This window comes from Plantactinospora mayteni (assembly GCF_016862935.1).
Classification (GTDB): Bacteria; Actinomycetota; Actinomycetes; order Mycobacteriales; family Micromonosporaceae; genus Plantactinospora; species Plantactinospora mayteni.
Genome location: NZ_BONX01000004.1, coordinates 22026 through 39800 on the forward strand (window position 1 = coordinate 22026; position 17775 = coordinate 39800).

General features: G+C 70.9%; 13 protein-coding genes. 10 read left to right on the top strand and 3 right to left on the bottom strand.

Annotation, left to right across the window (positions count from 1 at the left end):
• Positions 1-12: 12 nt before the first annotated feature.
• Genes Pma05_RS03720 through Pma05_RS03730 form a run of 3 tightly spaced genes read left to right on the top strand, consistent with a single transcriptional unit; the run spans position 13 to position 3170 of the window.
• Positions 13-1038 (top strand): Bug family tripartite tricarboxylate transporter substrate binding protein, encoded by a 1026-nt coding sequence (locus Pma05_RS03720; RefSeq protein WP_203855854.1) that lies wholly within the window; start codon positions 13-15, stop codon positions 1036-1038.
• The gene (locus Pma05_RS03725) at positions 1035-1556 is read left to right on the top strand and encodes a tripartite tricarboxylate transporter TctB family protein (protein ID WP_203855855.1); all 522 of its coding nucleotides are present in this window, start codon (positions 1035-1037) and stop codon (positions 1554-1556) included. The genes Pma05_RS03720 and Pma05_RS03725 overlap by 4 nt, the downstream gene beginning before the upstream one ends.
• Positions 1557-3170 carry a tripartite tricarboxylate transporter permease gene (locus tag Pma05_RS03730; protein WP_239311622.1) on the top strand — a complete coding sequence of 538 codons (1614 nt, stop codon included), beginning with the start codon at positions 1557-1559 and terminating at the stop codon, positions 3168-3170. It begins immediately after the preceding gene.
• A gap of 92 nt (positions 3171-3262) precedes the next feature.
• On the opposite strand, the gene Pma05_RS03735 is transcribed toward Pma05_RS03730, so the two are convergent.
• The 3 genes from Pma05_RS03735 to Pma05_RS03745 all read right to left on the bottom strand — a co-directional run bounded on the left by Pma05_RS03735 (position 3263) and on the right by Pma05_RS03745 (position 9497).
• Positions 3263-6592, bottom strand: coding sequence for a ThuA domain-containing protein (locus tag Pma05_RS03735; RefSeq protein WP_203855856.1), 3330 nt, complete (start codon positions 6590-6592; stop codon positions 3263-3265).
• Positions 6593-6752: 160 nt separating this feature from the next.
• Positions 6753-7859 carry a sugar phosphate isomerase/epimerase family protein gene (locus Pma05_RS03740; protein WP_239311625.1) on the bottom strand — a complete coding sequence of 369 codons (1107 nt, stop codon included), beginning with the start codon at positions 7857-7859 and terminating at the stop codon, positions 6753-6755.
• A 396-nt stretch (positions 7860-8255) separates the two neighbouring features.
• Complete coding sequence (locus Pma05_RS03745) at positions 8256-9497, bottom strand: type III PLP-dependent enzyme domain-containing protein (RefSeq protein ID WP_239311627.1); 1242 nt, start codon at positions 9495-9497, stop codon at positions 8256-8258.
• 155 nt (positions 9498-9652) lie between these two features.
• Here Pma05_RS03745 and Pma05_RS03750 point away from each other — a divergent pair, with 155 nt between their 5' ends.
• The 7 genes from Pma05_RS03750 to Pma05_RS03780 all read left to right on the top strand — a co-directional run bounded on the left by Pma05_RS03750 (position 9653) and on the right by Pma05_RS03780 (position 17739).
• On the top strand, positions 9653-10996 hold the full coding sequence (locus Pma05_RS03750; protein WP_203855857.1) for a helix-turn-helix domain-containing protein: 1344 nt from the start codon (positions 9653-9655) through the stop codon (positions 10994-10996).
• Positions 10993-12282: an amidohydrolase/deacetylase family metallohydrolase gene (locus tag Pma05_RS03755; protein WP_203855858.1), complete on the top strand. Its 1290-nt coding sequence runs from the start codon at positions 10993-10995 to the stop codon at positions 12280-12282. The genes Pma05_RS03750 and Pma05_RS03755 overlap by 4 nt, the downstream gene beginning before the upstream one ends.
• 3 nt (positions 12283-12285) lie before the next feature.
• Positions 12286-12666: a RidA family protein gene (locus tag Pma05_RS03760; protein WP_203855859.1), complete on the top strand. Its 381-nt coding sequence runs from the start codon at positions 12286-12288 to the stop codon at positions 12664-12666.
• 185 nt (positions 12667-12851) lie between these two features.
• The gene (locus tag Pma05_RS03765; RefSeq protein ID WP_203855860.1) at positions 12852-14138 is read left to right on the top strand and encodes an extracellular solute-binding protein; all 1287 of its coding nucleotides are present in this window, start codon (positions 12852-12854) and stop codon (positions 14136-14138) included.
• A 6-nt stretch (positions 14139-14144) separates the two neighbouring features.
• Entirely contained in the window at positions 14145-15044 is a 900-nt protein-coding gene (locus tag Pma05_RS03770) for a carbohydrate ABC transporter permease (RefSeq protein ID WP_239311629.1), read from the top strand.
• A gap of 59 nt (positions 15045-15103) precedes the next feature.
• Positions 15104-15937 carry a carbohydrate ABC transporter permease gene (locus Pma05_RS03775; protein ID WP_203855861.1) on the top strand — a complete coding sequence of 278 codons (834 nt, stop codon included), beginning with the start codon at positions 15104-15106 and terminating at the stop codon, positions 15935-15937.
• Complete coding sequence (locus Pma05_RS03780) at positions 15937-17739, top strand: beta-N-acetylhexosaminidase (RefSeq protein WP_203855862.1); 1803 nt, start codon at positions 15937-15939, stop codon at positions 17737-17739. The genes Pma05_RS03775 and Pma05_RS03780 overlap by 1 nt, the downstream gene beginning before the upstream one ends.
• Positions 17740-17775: the final 36 nt, after the last annotated feature.

A 17775-nucleotide genomic window follows, 5' to 3' on the forward strand; every position in this document is an offset into this window, starting at 1 on the left:
AGGGAGGGACCAGTGACCGAATCGAATCTGAGGCACGCCATGGACCGGCGGGCCGTCCTGCGCCTCGGCGCGGGGCTCGGCGCGGGAGCGTTCCTCGCCGGTTGCAGCGTGCAGACCGGCAACGGCGGCGACGACGGCGGTTCGGGATACCCGGAACGCTCGGTCGAGCTGATCGTGCCGTTCGCCCCGGGTGGCAGCACCGACCTGATCGCCCGGACCCTCGGCAAGGCGATCGAGAAGCCGCTCGGCCACTCCATGGTGATCGTCAACCGGGACGGCGCGGCCGCCGCCGTCGGCACCAAGGAGGTGGCCGCGGCCGCGGCCGACGGTTACAAGATCGGCTTCCCGCCCAGTTCGCTCTTCACCCTCACCCCGCAACTGGGCAAGGGCGCCGCCACCGTCTCGCTCGACGAACTGCGGGTGGTGATCGGGCTGACCGTCGAGAACATCGTGCTGGTCGCGCACAAGGACTCCCCGTTCAAGACCATCGACGACGTCATCGCGCTCAAGGGCAGCGGACGGCGGATCACGTACGGGCACTCCGGGGTGGGCACCGGGGCGTACTTCGCGCAGACCGCCTTCTACAAGCTCGCCGGGATCAACGCCACCGACGTGCCGTTCGGGGGTGGCGGTCCGGCCGTCACCGCCGTGCTGGGCAAGCAGGTCGACATCGGTGCCTCCCAACCGGCCGAGTCGATGCGGCTGGTCGAGTCCGGTGAGCTGCGCTGGCTCGGGGTGTTCAGCCAGCAGCGCAGCCCCTCGCTGCCCGACCTGCCGACCGCCGCCGAGAAGGGCTTCGACCTGACCGTCGACCAGGCCCGGTTCATCGCCGGACCGAAGTCGATGCCGGACGACGCGGTGACCGCGCTCCAGGAGGCGTTCCGGGAGGCGGTCAAGGCACCGGAGTACGACGACTTCCTGAAGAAGAACTACATCGACCGGTTCGAGGTCGACGGTACCGAGGTGGCGAGCAAGATCAAGGGTGACTTCGACCGGTACAAGGCGCTGATCGACCGGTTCGGGCTGGGGCCGAAGTGACCCGTTCCGACCTCGACGAGGCGTCCCCGCCGACCGGGGAGGACGAGCCGGGTCTGCTGCCCTCCGAGGACGTCCCGCCGGCCGGCCGGCTCGGGCAACTCGTCGCCGGGGTGGTACCGGTCGCGCTCGGCCTGGTCGCGCTCGGCTACTCGGTCTCGCTCTCCCTCGGTACCCCCGCCGAGGCCGGGCCGGGGCTCTGGCCGGCGCTGGCCAGCCTGCTCCTGCTCGGCGCCGGACTGTGGTCGCTGGTCTTCGAGCGGGACGCGGGGGCGGTCGAGCGGTTCAGCCGGGGCGGGATCGGGATCGCCCTCGGGGTCGTCAGCCTGGTCGTCTTCGTACTGCTGATCAACCGGATCGGCTTCGAGATGTCCACCCTGCTGGTGATGGCGTTCTGGCTCAAGGTGCTCGGCCGGGAGTCCTGGCTGGTCACCGCAGCGGTCAGCATCGCCACCACGGCCGTGCTCTACCTGCTGTTCATCACGCTGCTGGACGTGAGCCTTCCGAGATTGGCGTTCTGAGTGGACTTCCTCGAGCCCGTCCTGGCCGGCTTCGGGGTGGTCTTCACCCCGGTGAACCTGCTGTACGTCCTGGCCGGTGTCGTGATCGGCATGGTCATCGGCGTACTGCCCGGCCTCGGCCCGGTCGCGACGATCGCCCTGCTGCTGCCGATCACCTACGAGATCCCGGCCGAGTCGGCGATCATCATGCTCGCTGGCATCTACTACGGCGCCATGTACGGCGGCACCATCACCTCGGTACTGCTGCGGCTGCCCGGCGAGGCGGCCACGGTCATCACCACCATCGACGGCTACCAGATGGCCCGGCAGGGGCGGGCCGGCTCGGCCCTGGGCATCGCCGCGATCGGGTCGTTCATCGGCGGCACGGTGAGCATCGTCGGGCTGACCCTGGTCGCCCCGTTGCTGGCCAGGTTCTCGCTCGGCTTCGGGCCGCCGGAGAACGCCGTACTGGCCGCGATGGGAATCCTGCTGGTCGCCAGCCTCGGTACGGTGTCGACCGCGAAGAGCCTGGTCGCGGCAGGGCTCGGCCTGCTGCTCGCCGCCGCCGGACCGGACCCGCTGTTCGCCTCGCCCCGGTTCACCTTCGGCAACATCAACCTGGCCGACGGCGTCGACTTCGTGGCCCTCGCGATGGGGCTGTTCGGGCTAGGCGAGATCCTCTACCTCCTCGAACACCGGGCCCGGAACCGGCTGCCGAAGCCCCGGGTCAGCAACGCCTGGCCGTCCCGGCAGGACTGGCGGCAGTCCCGGGGCGCGGTGGGTCGGGGCTCGGTCGTCGGGTTCTTCATCGGCCTGCTGCCGGGCGGCGGCGGGGTGCTGTCGTCGATGGCCGCGTACGCCCTGGAGAAGCGGCGGAGCAGGACGCCGGAGCGGTTCGGTCGGGGCGCCATCGAGGGTGTGGCGGCACCGGAGACCGCGAACAACGCGGCGGCGACCTCCTCGTTCATCCCGCTGCTGACCCTCGGCATCCCGACCAACCCGGTGATGGCACTGATCTTCGGCGCGCTGCTGCTCCAGGGCATCCCGCCCGGTCCCCGCCTGATCAACGAGAACCCCGAGGTCTTCTGGGGCGTCATCGACTCGATGTACGTCGGCAACATCTTCCTGCTGATCCTCAGCGTGCCGCTGGTCGGCATCTTCGTCCGGCTGGTCTCGGTCCGGGACAGCATCCTCGCGCCGATCGTGGTGACCGTGACGATGCTCGGCGTCTACACCGTCAACAACAGCACCTTCGACATGCTGCTGGTGATCGTCTTCGGCGTCGTCGGGTACCTGATGAAGAAGACCGGCTTCGAGCCCGGCCCGCTGGTGTTGGCGTTCGTGCTGGGCAGTGTGCTGGAGACGGCGTTCCGGCAGTCGATGCGGATCTTCGACGGCGATCCGAGCGGGTTCGTGACCCGGCCGATCTCCGGCACCCTCTTCGTGGTCACCGTGCTGGCCCTGCTCCTACCGGTCGGAATACGACTGGCCCGGCGGCGCCGGAAGGCCGCCTCCCCGGCGGCCACGGTGCCGGCCGACGCGGCACCGTCGGCCACCGAGTCGGCGGACCGGGAAGCGACGGTCCCGTCGCAGCGGCAGGACCGTGCCGCGGACACCCCGCCGCCGGTCGACTGAGGACCGTGTGGGACCGGCCGGGTGGCGGACGCTCCACAGACGACGGTGCCGGGGAGCCACACCCGTGACTCCCCGGCACCGCTGCGGACGGGCTACTTCGGGGTGAACTCCACCCAGTTCAGGTTCACCAGGCCGGTGGTCGGGCCGCCGGTGACCGGCTGGAAGACCAGGTAGAGCCGGTGCCCGCCAGCCGGTTGGTCGACCGGCACGGTCTGGCTGGACCAGTCGTTGTTCCCGGTGGTGGCGTTCAGCGTGGCGGTGCCGGCCAGCGGACCGGTCGGCGAGTCGAGCCGCAGCTCGACGGTGGCCCGGGGCGTACCGGCGGTCGCGGCGGAGCCACCGGAGACCCGGAAGGTGACCGCGCTGGCGTCACCCAGGTTGATCGGGTCGAACGCGATCGAGTCGCCCGCGTCGATCCCGTTGACGTGCTGACCGCCACCGGCGTCGCTGGTGTTGGCGATCGTCACGTTCTGCTTCACCTGGGCGAACTCGGCCTGCTGCCGGGGCGTCTGCACGACGACCTGGCTCACCGTGGTCAGCGCCGGCTGGCCGCCACCGCCGAGATCGGTGTACATGGCGCTGATCCCGCCGTAGAGGTAGCCGCCGGCGTGGTCGGCGCCGTCGGCCGGGGACTGGAGGACCCCGGTGCAGCCGGTGGTCGAGCCGTGCTCGTGGCCGTGGGTGTCGTGCCCGAGTACGAAGCTGACCGTGACCCGGGAGCAGTCGATGGTGCCGTCCTCCGGGTCGGTGACCGTCACCGAGTAGGGAACCGGGTCACCCCAGTTGAAGAAGGAACCCGGGATCGGGCCGGTCACCGTCACCGTCGGGGCGGTGTTGCCGACCGTGATGGTCCGGGTCAGCACTCCCGTCTTGCCGCTGGAGTCGGTCACCGTCAACCGCGCCGTGTACGTCCCGTTCGCCGGGTACGTGTACGACGTGCTCGGGTCGGCCGAGTCGACCGTACCGTCGCTGGTGAAGTCCCAGGCGTACGAGATCGACTCGCCCGGGTCGGGGTCGTACGAGCCGACGGCCGAGAAGTTCACCGTCAGCGGGGCCTGCCCGGAGGTGGGGCTGGCGTTCAGTACCGCCACCGGGGACCGCTTGCCCTTGACGTAGCGGATCACCGAGAGCTGGGCGTCCGGGTTGGCGGTGAAGAAGCCGTCGCCGTACTCCAGCAGGTAGAGGCTGCCGTCCGGGCCGAACTCCATCTCCATCGGGTTGTCGAAGACGAAGCCCGGTAGCAGTTGCTCGACCCCGGTCAGGTTGCCCTTGCCGTCGGTCCGCATCATGAAAATCTTGTCCCGGGTGAACTCGCCGAAGGCGACGGCGTTGTCGTAGTACTCCGGGAACTTCGTCTCCGAGGTCGAGTCCGGGTCGTACTTGTAGATCGGTCCGCCGTGCGGCCCGACCCCGCCGGTCCCGATCACCGGCCACTTGAAGTCGCAGCTCGTCGGCGGCGTCTCCAGGTACGCCCCGGGGCACGGGGTACGCGCCTCGTAGGTGTACCAGAACTGCGGGTCCTGGACCGGCGGCAGCACCGTCCGGCCGGTGTTCCGGGGCGAGTTGTTCACCGGGGCACCGCAGTTGAACGGCTTCCCGGAGGTCCGGGTGGCAAAGTCGTAGTCGATGTACGGCAGACCCGGCGAGTAGCAGTACGGCCAGCCGTAGTTGCCGGCCTTGTTGGTGGCGAACCACCGGCCGGTCCCCTCCGGTCCCCGGGCCGGGTTCGAGGTCCGGCTGTCCGGCGAGTAGTCGCCGACGTAGACCCGCCCGGAGGCGTCCACGTCGAACCGGAACGGGTTGCGCAGCCCCATCAGGAAGATCTCCGGACGGGTCTTGTTGTCGTAGTCCTGCGCCTCCGGGAAGAGGTTCCCGGCCGGGATCGTGTACGTGCCGTTCGGCCGTACCTTGATCCGGAGCAGCTTGCCGCGCAGGTCGTTGGTGTTGGCGGAGGAGCGCTGGGCGTCGTAGCCCGGGCCCTGGGTCGGCGACTCGTTGATCGGGACGAAGCCGTCCGAGCCACCGGCGTTGGTGTCGTCACCGGTGATCAGATAGAGGTTGCCCTTGCCGTCGAACTTCACCTTGCCGGCGACGTGGCAGCAGATGCCCCGGTCCACGTCCACCCGCAGGATCTGCTGCTCGGTGCTCATGTCCAGGTGCGGGGTCTCGCCGTCGACGAACTTGACCCGGGAGAGCTGGTTGTAGCCCTTGAACTTGTCCCAGACCGTCGGATCGGTGCTGGTGACCGGCGCGTCACCCTCGTTGACCCCCGGGGTGGCCGGGTTGTCGACCGGGGTGTTCAGCGGCGGCGAGTAGAAGAGGTAGACCCACTTGTTGGTGGCGAAGTCGGGGTCGATCGAGACGGTTTGCAGCCCGTCCTCGTCGTGGCTGTAGACCGGGATCGTGTTGATCACCGGGCTGGCCCCGCTGGTCGGGTTGTAGAGCCGGACCTGACCGCCCCGGGTGTTGTGCAGCACCCGGCCGTCCGGCAGTACGGCGAGCGACATCGGCTCGCCCGGCTCGTCGTTGAGGGTCACCTTCTCGTAGTTGCCGATCACGGTCGCCCCGCAGTCGCCCTCGACCACGCCGGCCGCCCACTGGATGCCGCCGAGCAGGTGCTTGGTGAACGGCTTCGAGCGATAGGTCTCGATGGAGTGGCCGAGCCCGGTGTACCAGGAGCGACCGCCCTGGTAGTCCTTGCACCAGGCGACCGGGTGGTCGAAGCCCATCGTGCCGCCCGCGAAGCTGCGCTCGTCGGCGGTGGCCAGCACGTGCGAGTTGCCCCGGACGTTGGCGGAGAAGTTGTACCACTCCTCGGTCAGGGTCAGGGTGCGCGGCACGGTCTCGGTGGACGGGTGTGCCCGGTCGGCGACGTCGATGTTGCCCGGCTCGACCGGGGAGGCACCGGTGGCCTTCGCGCCGAGCAGGCTCTGGTAGAACGCCCAGTCCGGCTCGGTCTCGGCCGCCGCGTGCACCCCGGCGAAGCCGCCGCCGGCCCGGACGTACTTCTCGAACGCGGCCTCCTGGCTGGCGTTCAGGATGTCGCCGGTGGTGTTGAGGAAGACCACCGCACGGTACGTGCCGAGGTTCTGCTCGGTGAACGCCGCCGCGTCCTGGGTGACGGTGACCCGGAACCCGTGCTCCTTGCCGAGGTCCCGGATCGCCTGCACACCGTCCGGAATGGACGCTCGCCGCGCCCCGGCCGTCTTGGTGAAGACCAGTACGCCGTAGTCACGCGGTGCCCGGACGTCCGAGCGGAGCGCGGCCGGGCCGTTCTCCTCGGCCACCAGTGGCTCGGCGGGTACGCCGCCGGAACCCGCTCCCGGGTCCGGTACGGCCGCCGCCGGGGCCTGGACCGCCAGTGGGACGATCGTCGCGGTCGCCGCCAGCACGGTCAGCCAGCGGCGCATGGTTCTCTTCATCTTTCCTCCGTTCGGCACACGGTCGTGTGGGCAGCAACACGCGCGTGCCCCGGCGCGGTGCCACGTCCGCCGGGGTCACCCGGGGGGTGCGGTCGGTGGTGCGCGGGCCTGGTCACGGAAGGTGGGCGAGGCACGCGCCGCCGTGCCCCGCCCGGACGCCTCAGCGGCGGTAGATGGTCAACTCCGACATGTTGGTGTAGCTGAGCGAGGCGAAGTCGAGCGACTGGCCGGGGTTGGTCGCGCCGCCGGGCGCGGTGTCCTGCTCCCAGTTGGCGTGCCGGAAGTCCGGGTCGCCGATGGTCTGGAAGAACTGCTGGAAGTTGATGTCGCCCTCGCCGAGCGGGGTCATCTCGTAGCCGTTGGCCAGCGCGCTGTTCCGGTTGCCGTCCTTGGCGTGGAAGAGCGGGAACCGCTTGCTCTGCGAGACCACGTTGAGGATCGGGTCGAACAGCTCGGTCTTCTCCCGGCCCCACCGGTCGACGTACTTCTGGTGCTTGAAGCGGGCGACGTAGGCCCAGTAGATGTCCAGCTCGAAGAAGACGTACTTCGGGTCGGTCTTCTGGAAGAAGTACTCCAGCCGGCGGGTGCCGGAGGAGCGGGTCGGCCGGCCGTTCGCGTCCAGCGGCCCGGCGTCGAGCAGGAACGAGTACGCGGCGTCGTGGTTGTGCGTGTAGAGCCGAAGTCCGCGCTTGCGGGCCTGCCGGCCCAGCTCGTTCCAGACGTCCGCCGCCGCGTCCCAGTCCGCGGTGTAGACGGAGTTCGTCGGGTCGCTGCCGGTGCCGATGTTCTTCATCCCGAGCGTCTCGGCGATGTCCATCTGCTGCTCGAAGGTGGCCGGGTTGATCGAGGCGTGCGTGCCGTTGGCGACCAGCCCGTTGTCGTCGAGGATCTTGCGGATCTCCTCCGGCGTGATCTGCCGTCCCAGGATCTGGGTGCTCTGGTTGTAGCCGGCGAACTCCACCTCCTGGTAGCCCAGCTCGGCGATCCGGGCGAGCACCCGCTCGAAGCCGTACGGCACACCGCTGTCGTCCGGGGCGGCGGAGATCCGGTCCCGGACGCTGTAGAGGATGATGCCCCGGTTGCGGCCCGGGATCAGCGGTTCGGCCCGCAGTTGCCCGTGCGCGACCGCGGGGGCCTCGGTCCGGACCACGTTGGCGCCGACCGCGCTGAGCGCGGCGGCTGCGCCTGCCGAGGCGGCCAGGATGCTCCGCCGGGTGAGCCGGCGACGTTCCGCCGGATCCATCGGTTCGCGCTGCGTCTTCCCCATGTCGTGCACCTTCCCGGGTGGCGACGCCTCCACCACCCCATGCTTGGATCGATTCAAGAGGTCCTCGGTGGGCAACTCGGATAGCTCGGTGGCTGCCCACCTGACGAAGTCGACGGAGGGGCGCGCTCACGTGCCACTCGCGGCGCGCGGGGACGGGCGTCGCGGCCGTGGCGGGCCGGACGCCTTCGTGGCTCCCGCTCCGGGCGGCCACCCGGGCGGGATATGACGATCAGCGGTCGTCTCTGTTACGAATGAACACACGCTAGAGGCTGCGCAGCCAGAAGAAAAGAGCAGCGCTCGGCAACTTTGGTCGCCATCTACAAAAGTTCGTCGCGCGCAGCGGAAAGTTTCCTTCGATTGTGGTTCGAACGGGACGACCGGCCGGTCGGCAGCCGCTCAGAAGTAGGTGCGCAGCACGTCGACGACGGTGTGGGCGTCGTCGACCACCGGCATCGCCCGCCACTTGTCGAAGGCGGTGCACGGGTGGGAGATACCGAAACAGACCAGGTCACCGGGGTACAGCGCGACGCCGGGCGGCACCGCGAGATAGCCGTGGTGGTCGTTGAGCCGGCTGACGACAAGCCCGGTGCCGGGCTGGAGTTCGCCGGACCGGCGCCGGATCCGCAGCGGCACCGGCAGGCCCTCGTCGTACGGGGCGTCCCGCTTGCCCATGCCGACGATCGCCAGCCCCGGCTCCGGGGTGGAGGTGACCTGCGCCCAGAGTTCCAGTGCCGCGTCCAGGGAGCCCTGGCCGGGGATCCGCCGGAACGGCGTGTGCTCGGCGTAGAAGCCGTGGTCGTGGGTGACGTAGGCACCGCTGCGCAGCACCACCCGCAGGTCGTGGCCGGTCAGCCAGGCACCGCCGAGCTCCTCGGCCACCAGGTCGAACCACGCGCTGCCACCGGCGCTGACCAGTACCTCCGGGCCGACCAGCCGGCGCCGGGCCAGCTCGGTCGCCGCCGTACGGAGCCGTCGCAGGTATGCCGACACCGCCACGCCGTCCGGCAGCCCGCCCTCGTAGCCGGCGACGCCGTCGAGGCGTACCCGGGAGGTGGCGGCGACCGCCTCGGCGACCTCGACCACCTGCGCGACGGTGCGGCAGCCGGCCCGCCCGCCGGGGAAGCCGAGTTCGACAAGTACCCGCAGCGGTGCACCGGCCGGCCGGTCGGCGAGCGCCGCGTCGATCGCTTCGACCCCGGCGACCGAGTCCACGAAGAAGAGTGCCTCGAAACCCCGGTCGAGTTCGCCGGCCAGCCAGCGCAGCGGCACCGGGTCGAGCAGTTCGTTGGCGAGCAGCACCCGGGGTACGCCGAGGGCCCGGCAGGCGAGCACCTGGTTGGCGGTGGCCATGGTGATCGCCCAGGCACCGGCGGACAACTGGGCGGTGAGCAGCGACGGGGCCATGCTGGTCTTGCCGTGCGGCGCGAACGAGAAGCCGTGCCGGGCACAGAACTCGGCCATCGTGGCGACGTTGTGCGCGACGGCGGAGCGCCGGACGGCCAGTACCGGCCAGGTGAACGCACCGCCGAACAGGGAGTGCCCGGCGGCGGCGAACGCCGGGTCCGAGACCGGCGCGTCGGGCTGCCAGAACCCCTTGACGCGCCAGTCCAGCGCGGGCTCGTCGAGTTGGTGGCGCACCGGCTCTCCCCCGTGCAGGTTCGGATATGGCTCGCTGTTGGCTGCCCAGACTGCCCGACGTGAACCTTGTTCGTCAACGACTTGACGGGGTCAGCCCGGAAGGCCCAGGCTAGGACGCCACCGTTAACGGACCACTTTCGAACCTGGGGAGCCCGATGGTGATCGGTCTCGTCATCCACGCCAGCCACCGCGCCGTCTTCGAGGACGCGGCCCGGACGCTGGCCGGGGTGACGCTGGAGTGGGTCGTCTACGAGCACGAGGACGCGGTCCGGGGACTCGTCGGCGGCCTACTCGCCCGGCAACGCGTCGACGGCCTGCTGCTCGGCCCGGTCCCGTACGCGAAATGTCGTGACCTGCTCCCGGCGGAGCTGCCGGTGGCGATCCTGCGCTCGGCCGGGCTGGACCTGTCGCTGGCGCTGTTCAAGGCGCTGTCCCGGGGCTGGCGGCCCACCCCGGTGAGCATCGACACCTACGACGCGCAGACCGTGGACGAGGTGGCCCGGGCCCTGGAACTGGACCGGGGACAGATCAGCTGCCTGCCGTACGACCCGGAGCAGAGCGTGGCCGAGATCGTCGCGTACCACCGGGCGGCGCTGGACCGGACCGGCGCCGACTACGTGATCAGCCTGCGTACGGCGGTCGCCGCCCAGCTCCAGGGCGACACGCCGGTGCTCGGCGGCCTGCCCGGGCCGGCCACCCTGCGGGCCCAACTGCACGAGCTGGCCCTCCAGGTGCAGTCCAAACAGGCCAGTGCACTGCGCTTCGTCGCCGGCATCTTCCTGGTCGGTCGGACCGGCCCGCAGCTCGACCTGGACCGGGCCCGGGTGGGGCTGATGAACCTGCTGCTCAACACGCCGGAGTTCGGCGACGCCTGGATCGAGAACCGGGGCCGGCGCGGCGTGGTGGTCTTCGCCCACCAGGCGCTCTTCGAGCAGGCGACCAGCAGTTGGGTGTCGCTGCCCGCGCTCGGCCAGGCGCAGGAGACCCTCGGCATCCGGGTGGCCGCCGGATTCGGGGTCGGTGCCTCGGCCCGGAGCTGCCTGCACCTGGCCGAGCGGGCGGTCGCCCGGGCCGAGCAGGAGGAGTCGCCGAGCGCGTACCTGGTCGAGGACGGTGGGGTCATCATCGGGCCGATGAGCCCGGCCGGGGCCGCGCTCGCCTTCACCTACCGGGAACACGGCGCCGAACTCGAACGGCTGGCCGGCGAGGTGGGGCTGAGCGCGGCGACGCTGTCCCGGCTCTCCGCCATCGAACGGGCCCTCGAAGGCCGGGCCATCTCCCCCAGCGACCTGGCCCAGCAACTCGGCATCACCGACCCGAGCGGCCGGCGGCTGATCCGCAAGCTGAGCGACTCCGGACTGGTCGAGGTGGAGGGGAGCACCCAGGTGCACCGCAAGGGCCGACCGGCCCGGCTCTACCGACTGCGCATCTGCGCCGCCGCCGACGGCGGAACGGCCGTCGAGGAGGGAACCGCTGTCGAGGGCGAGGCGGCCAGATGAGCGAGCGGGCCGTCGACTCCGGTCCGGCTGGCTGGGACCTGCTGCTCAGCGGCGGGGAGCTGCTCGATCCGGGTACCGGCCGGGCGGGGCGGCACGACGTCGCCGTCCGGGGCGGCCGGGTCGCGGCGGTCGCACCCGTACTGCCCCGGGAGCGGGCCGCCGAGGTGGTGGAGCTGGCCGGCCGGTTGGTCACGCCCGGACTGGTCGACCTGCACACGCACGTGTATGCCGGTGCGACGTACTGGGGTATCGACCCCGATCCGGTGGCGTGGCGTTCCGGCGTGACGACCTGGGTGGACGCGGGCTCGGCCGGGGCGTACGGGTTCGCCGCGTTCGCCGCCGCCTCGGCCCGGTACGCCGTCCGGGTGCCCGCACTGCTGAACATCTCCGCCGTCGGGCTGGTCGCCCCGGTCGGCGAATCCCGGGAACTCGCCAACTGCGACGTCGAGCTGGCGGTGGCAACCGTACGGGCACACCGGGACAGCATCGTCGGGATCAAGGTGCGGATGGACCGGCACAACGTCGGTACGCACGGCCTGGCCCCGTTGCGCCGGGCGGTCGAGGCGGCCCAGGCGTGCGGGCTGCCGGTGATGGTGCACATCGGCGCGGCACCGCCGACGGTGGCGCAGATGCTGCCACTGCTGCGCCCCGGCGATCTGATCACACACTGCGCCAGCGGCATCGCGGCCGGTCCGGACGGCTTCGACCCGGCGGCGAAGGAGGCGTACCAGGCGGGGGTACGGTTCGACCTCGGGCACGGCTCCGGCGGCTTCGCCTTCGACGTACTGGAGGCGCAGTTGGCGGCCGACATGCCGCCGCACGCCGTCTCCACCGACCTGCACAGCCGGTCGCTGCACGGCCCGGCCTTCGACCTGCCGACCACGATGGCCAAGATGCTGGCGGTCGGGATGAGCCTGCCGCAGGTGGTGGCGGCGACGACGGTCGGGCCGGCCCGGGCGCTCGGCCTGCCGGACGGGATCGGCACGCTCGCGGTCGGGGCGCCGGCCGATGTCGCGGTCTTCACCGTCGAGCCGGGTCGGCACGAGCTGGTCGACGTGCACGGGCAGCGGAGGCATGCGCCGCTGCGGCTGGTCAACGACCTGACCTACCGGGCCGGCCGGCCGCTGCCGCCCCGGCTGCCCGAGCCGGTGCCGCCGTGGATCCCGCTCACCGACGCGCAACGCGCCGCACTGGCCGACCGGGACCGCCTGGTACGCCGACTTCTCACCCCACCCCTGGTGGGCCCGGACGGGCTCGCCGAACAGTTTCCCCGACACGGAGGTTGACCCATGCCCAAGCAGATCGTGGTGGCCGACCAGGCGGCACCGCCCGGCGGGCCGTATTCCCATGCGGTGGTCGCCGGGGAGTTCGCGTACCTCTCCGGAGCCTGCCCGGTGCGCCCGGACGGTACCTGGGTGAAGGGCGACTTCGCGGAGCAGGCCCGGGCGGCCTTCAGCAACCTGGCCAAGGTGGCCGAGGCTGCCGGCGGCGACCTCGACCGGGCGGTACGGGTCGGCGTCTACCTGCGGGACTTCGCCGACTTCCCGGCGATGAACGAGATCTACCGGGAGTTCTTCGGCACCGAGAACCTGCCGGCCCGGACCACCCTGCCGGTGGCGCTGAACGGCTTCGACATCGAGATCGACGCGGTGCTCTACCTGGGCGACTGAGCCGGCCCCGGCAAGGTGCCGTCCGGCCCGGCCGGACGGCCGCTCCGGCATGCCTCCGGCACGACCACAAAGGGCTTCTGAGCAGGGAAATTGTTACTTGACGGGTGACCGGGGCGAACCCCAGCCTGGATGACATCCATATCGACCTAATTACGAACCTAGCTCGTTATTCGAGGAGGAAGCCCGTGCGGAAACTCCTGGCACTTCCCGCGCTGCTGGCGTTGGCGCTCGGCGCCGGCGCCTGCGCGCCCTCCACCGACGCGCCGGCGGAGAGCAGCGACAGCCGGACCGGCACCCTGCGGGTCTGGCTCTTCGACGAGGCCAACCGGGCCGCCAAGGAGGCGGTGGTCAACGAGGCGATCGCCGAGTTCACCGCCAAGAACGCCGACGTGAAGGTCGACGTCAGCTATCTGGCCACCGACACCCGGGCGGAGAAGTACAAGGGCGCGCTGAACGACCCGGCGAGCGCGCCGGACGTCACCGAGGTCGGCAACACCGACCTGGCCAACTTCGTCGCCTCGAACGGAATGGCCGACGTCACCGAGGACAACAAGAAGTGGGCCGAGGCCGCCGACCTGCCGGCCGACCTGGTCCAGACGGTGACCGTGGCCGACAAGGCGTACGGGGTGCCGTGGTGGATCGGCGTCCGGGCGCTCTACTACCGCACCGACGTCTTCACCGAACTCGGGCTCACGCCCCCGACCTCGTACGCCGAACTGGTCACCGCCGCCAAGAAGATCCGGGCCGAACGCAAGGACATGCTCGGGATCGCGGTCGGCGGGCTCTACACCTTCGGCGCGCTGCCGTTCGTCTGGGACGCCGGTGGCGACATCGCGACCAACTCGGGTGGCACGTACACCGCGGCCATCGACTCGGCCGCGTCGAAGGCGGGGATCAAGGCGTACACCGACCTGTTCAGCCCGGAGATCTGCCCGGCGCAGCAGTGTGTCGACCTGACCGGCGGTGGCACCGTCGAGGCGTTCGCGGCCGGCCGGGCCGGGATGGGGATCCTGGGCAACTTCAACCGCTCGGCGGTGGAGGCCGGCGCGGTGAAGGGCAAGTACGGCGTGGTGCCGCTGCCCGGTGCCAAGCCCGGCTCGATCGCGCCCGCCTTCGCCGGCGGCAGCAGCCTCGGCGTCTTCCGCTCCACCACGCACCGCAGTCTGGCCGTCGAGTTCATGCAACTGCTGGCGAGCAAGAAATACACCCTGAAGCTCTACGACGCGATGGGCTTCGTGCCGGCGATGAAGTCCGGCCGGGCCGAGGTGATCGCCAAGGAGCCGTTCCTGAAGCCGTTCGTCGAGACGATGGAGGCCGGCACCAAGTTCGTCCCGGTCGACAAGGCGTGGACCACCATCGACGCCGAGAAGATCCTGCCGAACATGCTGCAAAAGGTGATCACCGGCAAGGCGACCGTCGACGCGGCGGCGACCGAGGCGAACACCCAGATCACCGCGGCGTTCGGAAAGTAGTCAGCGGTGCCGTCGTCCGCAACGATCCGCCGGCAGCAGCGGCTGATGCCCGTGTGGCTGCTGCTGCCGGCGCTCGCCGTGCTGGTGCCGATGTTCGCGTACCCGCTCTACCAGCTCGGGCTGCTCTCCCTCTTCGACTACGGGCAGCCGCAGGTCAGTGGTGGCGAGCCGGCCCGGTTCGTGGGGGCGGGCAACTTCTCCACCCTCTTCGCCGATCCGGCGTTCTGGACCGTACTCGGCCAGACGGTGGTCTTCGCCGCCGGGTGTGTGGTGGTCACTCTCGCCCTCGGTGCCGCGCTGGCGGTGCTGATGACCCGGATCGGCAAGCTGGCCCGGACGATGCTGTCGTACGCCGCGCTGACCGCCTGGGCCGCACCGGCGATGACCGGCTCGGTGGTCTGGATGTTCCTCTTCGACAGCAACCTCGGGCTGGTCAACGAGGTACTGGGGCTGGACGGCTACAACTGGCTCTACGACCGGACGGTGGCCTTCGCCCTGGTCGGTGCGGTGGTGGTCTGGCACTCGTTCCCGTTCGTGATGATCACCCTGTACGCCGGCATCCAGGCCGTCCCGCCCTCCGTACTGGAGGCGGCGGCCCTGGACGGGGCGGGTGCGGCGACCGCGTTCCGCCGGATCACGGTCCCGATGCTGCGACCGCTGATCGCGATCGTGGTGATCCAGTCGATCATCTGGGACTTCAAGGTGTTCACCCAGATCTACGTGATGACCCGGGGCGGCGGCATCGCCGGCCAGAACATGGTGCTCAACGTGTACGCGTACCAGAAGGCGTTCGCCTCGTCCCAGTACGGCCTGGGCTCGGCGATCGGCATCGTGATGACCCTGATCCTGCTGGTGGTCACCCTGCTGTACCTGCGGGCGCTGCGCCGCACCGGGGAGGTGCTGTGAGTGCGAGGAGTGAGACGGGTTTGCGAGCCCCGCAGTCACGAACGAAAGGCGGCACTGTAATGCGTCGCCGTGTCGCCGACACCGTGGCGATCCTGGTCGCGCTGGTCACGGTCTTCCCGATCTACTGGATGGTGCTGTCGGCGCTGAAGCCGACCGGCGAGATCCTCTCGGCCGACCCGCGACCGTGGACGCTGCACCCGACGCTCGACCACTTCCGCTCCGCGCTCGGGGTGAGCGGCTTCGGCCGGTACTTCCTGAACAGCCTGGTGGTGGCGCTGGCCGTGGTCGCGCTGAGCGCGCTGGTCGCCTTCCTGGCCGCGGTGGCGTTGACCCGCTACCGGTTCCGGACCCGCAGCACCATCCTGGTGCTCTTCCTGATCGCCCAGATGGTGCCGGTCGAGGCGCTGAGCATCCCGCTCTTCTTCCAGATCCGCGACCTCGGCCGGACCGTGCCGGGGGTCGGGCTGAACACCCTCGGCTCGCTGGTACTGGTGCAGTTGGCGTTCAGCCTGCCGTTCGCGATCTGGATGCTGCGCGGCTTCGTCGCGGCGGTGCCGCCCGAGGTGGAGGAGGCGGCCACCATGGACGGCGCCTCCCGGTTCACCATCCTGTGGCGGATCCTCTTTCCGCTGATCGCGCCGGGTCTCGCCGCGACCAGCGTCTTCTCCTTCATCACCGCCTGGAACGACTTCCTCTTCGCCAAGACCTTCATCATCAGCGCCACGGAGAACCAGACCCTGCCGGCCGCGCTGCTGGTCTTCTTCAAACCGGACGAGAACGACTGGGGCGGCATCATGGCCGCGTCCACCCTGATGACCGTTCCGGTACTGGTCTTCTTCGTCTTCGTCCGGCGCCGGCTGGTCTCCGGACTGGGTGGGGCGGTGAAGGACTGATGCTGCCCCGCCCCGGCACCGTCCATCGTGGATTCGGCGCCTTCGGCCTCGGCCCGGCCACGCTGCTGCGGACCGATCCGGCGTGTGCCGGGGTGGCCCGGCTGCTCCGGGAGACCCTGTCCCGCTCCACCGGCCTGCCGCTGCCGGACCCCTCCCCCGGCGAGTGCCTGCCCGACCCCGCCCTCGGCGACGGCCTGCCCGACTCCTCCCTCGGCGACGGCGCTCGCAACGGGGGTGGCGCCGTCGCCGGGGGAGGCACGATCGCACTCGCCATCGACCCGGCACTGCCCGCCGAGGGCTACCACCTGCGGGTACGCCCCGACGGCGTCACCATCACCGGCGGCGCCCCGGCCGGCGTCTTCTACGGCACCCAGAGTCTGCTCCAGTTGCTGCCGCCGGCCGTGTACCGGCGGGCCCGGGTGGCGACCGGCCCGTGGACGGTACCGGCGGTGGAGGTCTCCGACGCGCCCCGGTTCGGCTGGCGCGGCTGCATGCTCGACGTGGCCCGGCACTTCATCCCGGTCGCCGGGGTGCTGCGCTTCGTCGACCTGCTCGCCGCGCACAAGCTGAACGTGCTGCACCTGCACCTCACCGACGACCAGGGCTGGCGGGTGCAGATCCGGCGCTACCCCCGACTGACCGAGGTGGGCGCCTGGCGGCCCGAGTCGATGGTCGGCTCCCGCCAGCACGAGCGCTTCGACGGCCGGCCGCACGGCGGCTACTACACCCAGGACGACCTCCGGGAGATCGTCGGGTACGCGGCGGATCGGTTCGTCACCGTCGTACCCGAGATCGACCTGCCCGGGCACACCCAGGCGGCGATCGCCGCGTACCCGGAACTCGGCAACGGCCCCGGCGAGCCGGTGGCGGTCTCGACCCGGTGGGGGATCTCCCGGCGGGTACTGAACGTCTCCGACCAGACCCTCGACGTCGTCCGGCACGTGCTGGACGAGGTGATGGAGCTGTTCCCGAGCCGGCACATCGGGATCGGCGGCGACGAGTGCGACAAGTCCGAGTGGCGGGCCAGCCCGGCCGCCCAGCGGCGCCGGCACGAGCTGGGGCTACGCGACGAGGACGAGTTGCAGAGCTGGTTCGTCCGACAGCTCCAGCGGCACCTGGCGGCGAACGGGCGGGAGCTGTTCGGCTGGGACGAGGTGCTGGAGGGCGGGCTGCCCGGCGGGGCGACGGTCGCGGCCTGGCGCGGGCCGGCGCTGGCGGTCGCGGCGGCCCGGGCCGGGCACGACGTGGTCTCCTGCTGGGACACCTCCGCCTACCTCGACTACCGGCAGTCGGACCGGCCGGACGAGCCGATCCCGGTCGGTACCGTGCTCACCGTCGCGGACGTGCGGGCCTTCGACCCGGTACCCGCCGAACTGCCGGCCGAGCTGCGGCACCGGATCGTCGGCGCGCAGTGCAACCTCTGGACCGAACACGCCGACACCCCCCGTACCGTCGACTACCTGGCCTTTCCCCGGCTCTCCGCGTTCGCCGAGGCGGTCTGGTCGGCACCGGGCACGATGGACGGCTTCGACGAGCGGCTGCGCGAACACCTCGGCCGGCTGGACGCGCTCGGTGTCGAATACCGGCCGCCGGGCGGGCCGCTGCCCTGGCAGCGCCGGCCGGACGCGGCGGGCTGGCCACGGCAACGCGCCGACCGGGACGCCGAACTGGCCCGGCTCACCGGCAACGTACTGCGGCCCCGGGCGGCGGCCGAATCCGGTGCCGATCCCGCTCCCGCTCTGCCCGATCCCAGCCCCGGTCCGCCCGATCCCAGCCACCCGGCGGCTTCGCCGAGTTCATGATCCGGCCGAACCCGCGTCCGTCCTATCTGGAACAAT

What these genes read in the sequence shown, in the direction of transcription:
- Pma05_RS03750 (WP_203855857.1), top strand. Translation starts at nt 9,653, where the DNA reads ATGGTGATCGGTCTCGTCATCCACGCCAGCCACCGCGCCGTCTTCGAG.
- Pma05_RS03780 (WP_203855862.1), top strand. Translation starts at nt 15,937, where the DNA reads ATGCTGCCCCGCCCCGGCACCGTCCATCGTGGATTCGGCGCCTTCGGC.
- Pma05_RS03760 (WP_203855859.1), top strand. Translation starts at nt 12,286, where the DNA reads ATGCCCAAGCAGATCGTGGTGGCCGACCAGGCGGCACCGCCCGGCGGG.
- Pma05_RS03735 (WP_203855856.1), bottom strand. Translation starts at nt 6,592, where the DNA reads ATGAAGAGAACCATGCGCCGCTGGCTGACCGTGCTGGCGGCGACCGCG.
- Pma05_RS03775 (WP_203855861.1), top strand. Translation starts at nt 15,104, where the DNA reads ATGCGTCGCCGTGTCGCCGACACCGTGGCGATCCTGGTCGCGCTGGTC.
- Pma05_RS03755 (WP_203855858.1), top strand. Translation starts at nt 10,993, where the DNA reads ATGAGCGAGCGGGCCGTCGACTCCGGTCCGGCTGGCTGGGACCTGCTG.
- Pma05_RS03740 (WP_239311625.1), bottom strand. Translation starts at nt 7,859, where the DNA reads ATGGGGAAGACGCAGCGCGAACCGATGGATCCGGCGGAACGTCGCCGG.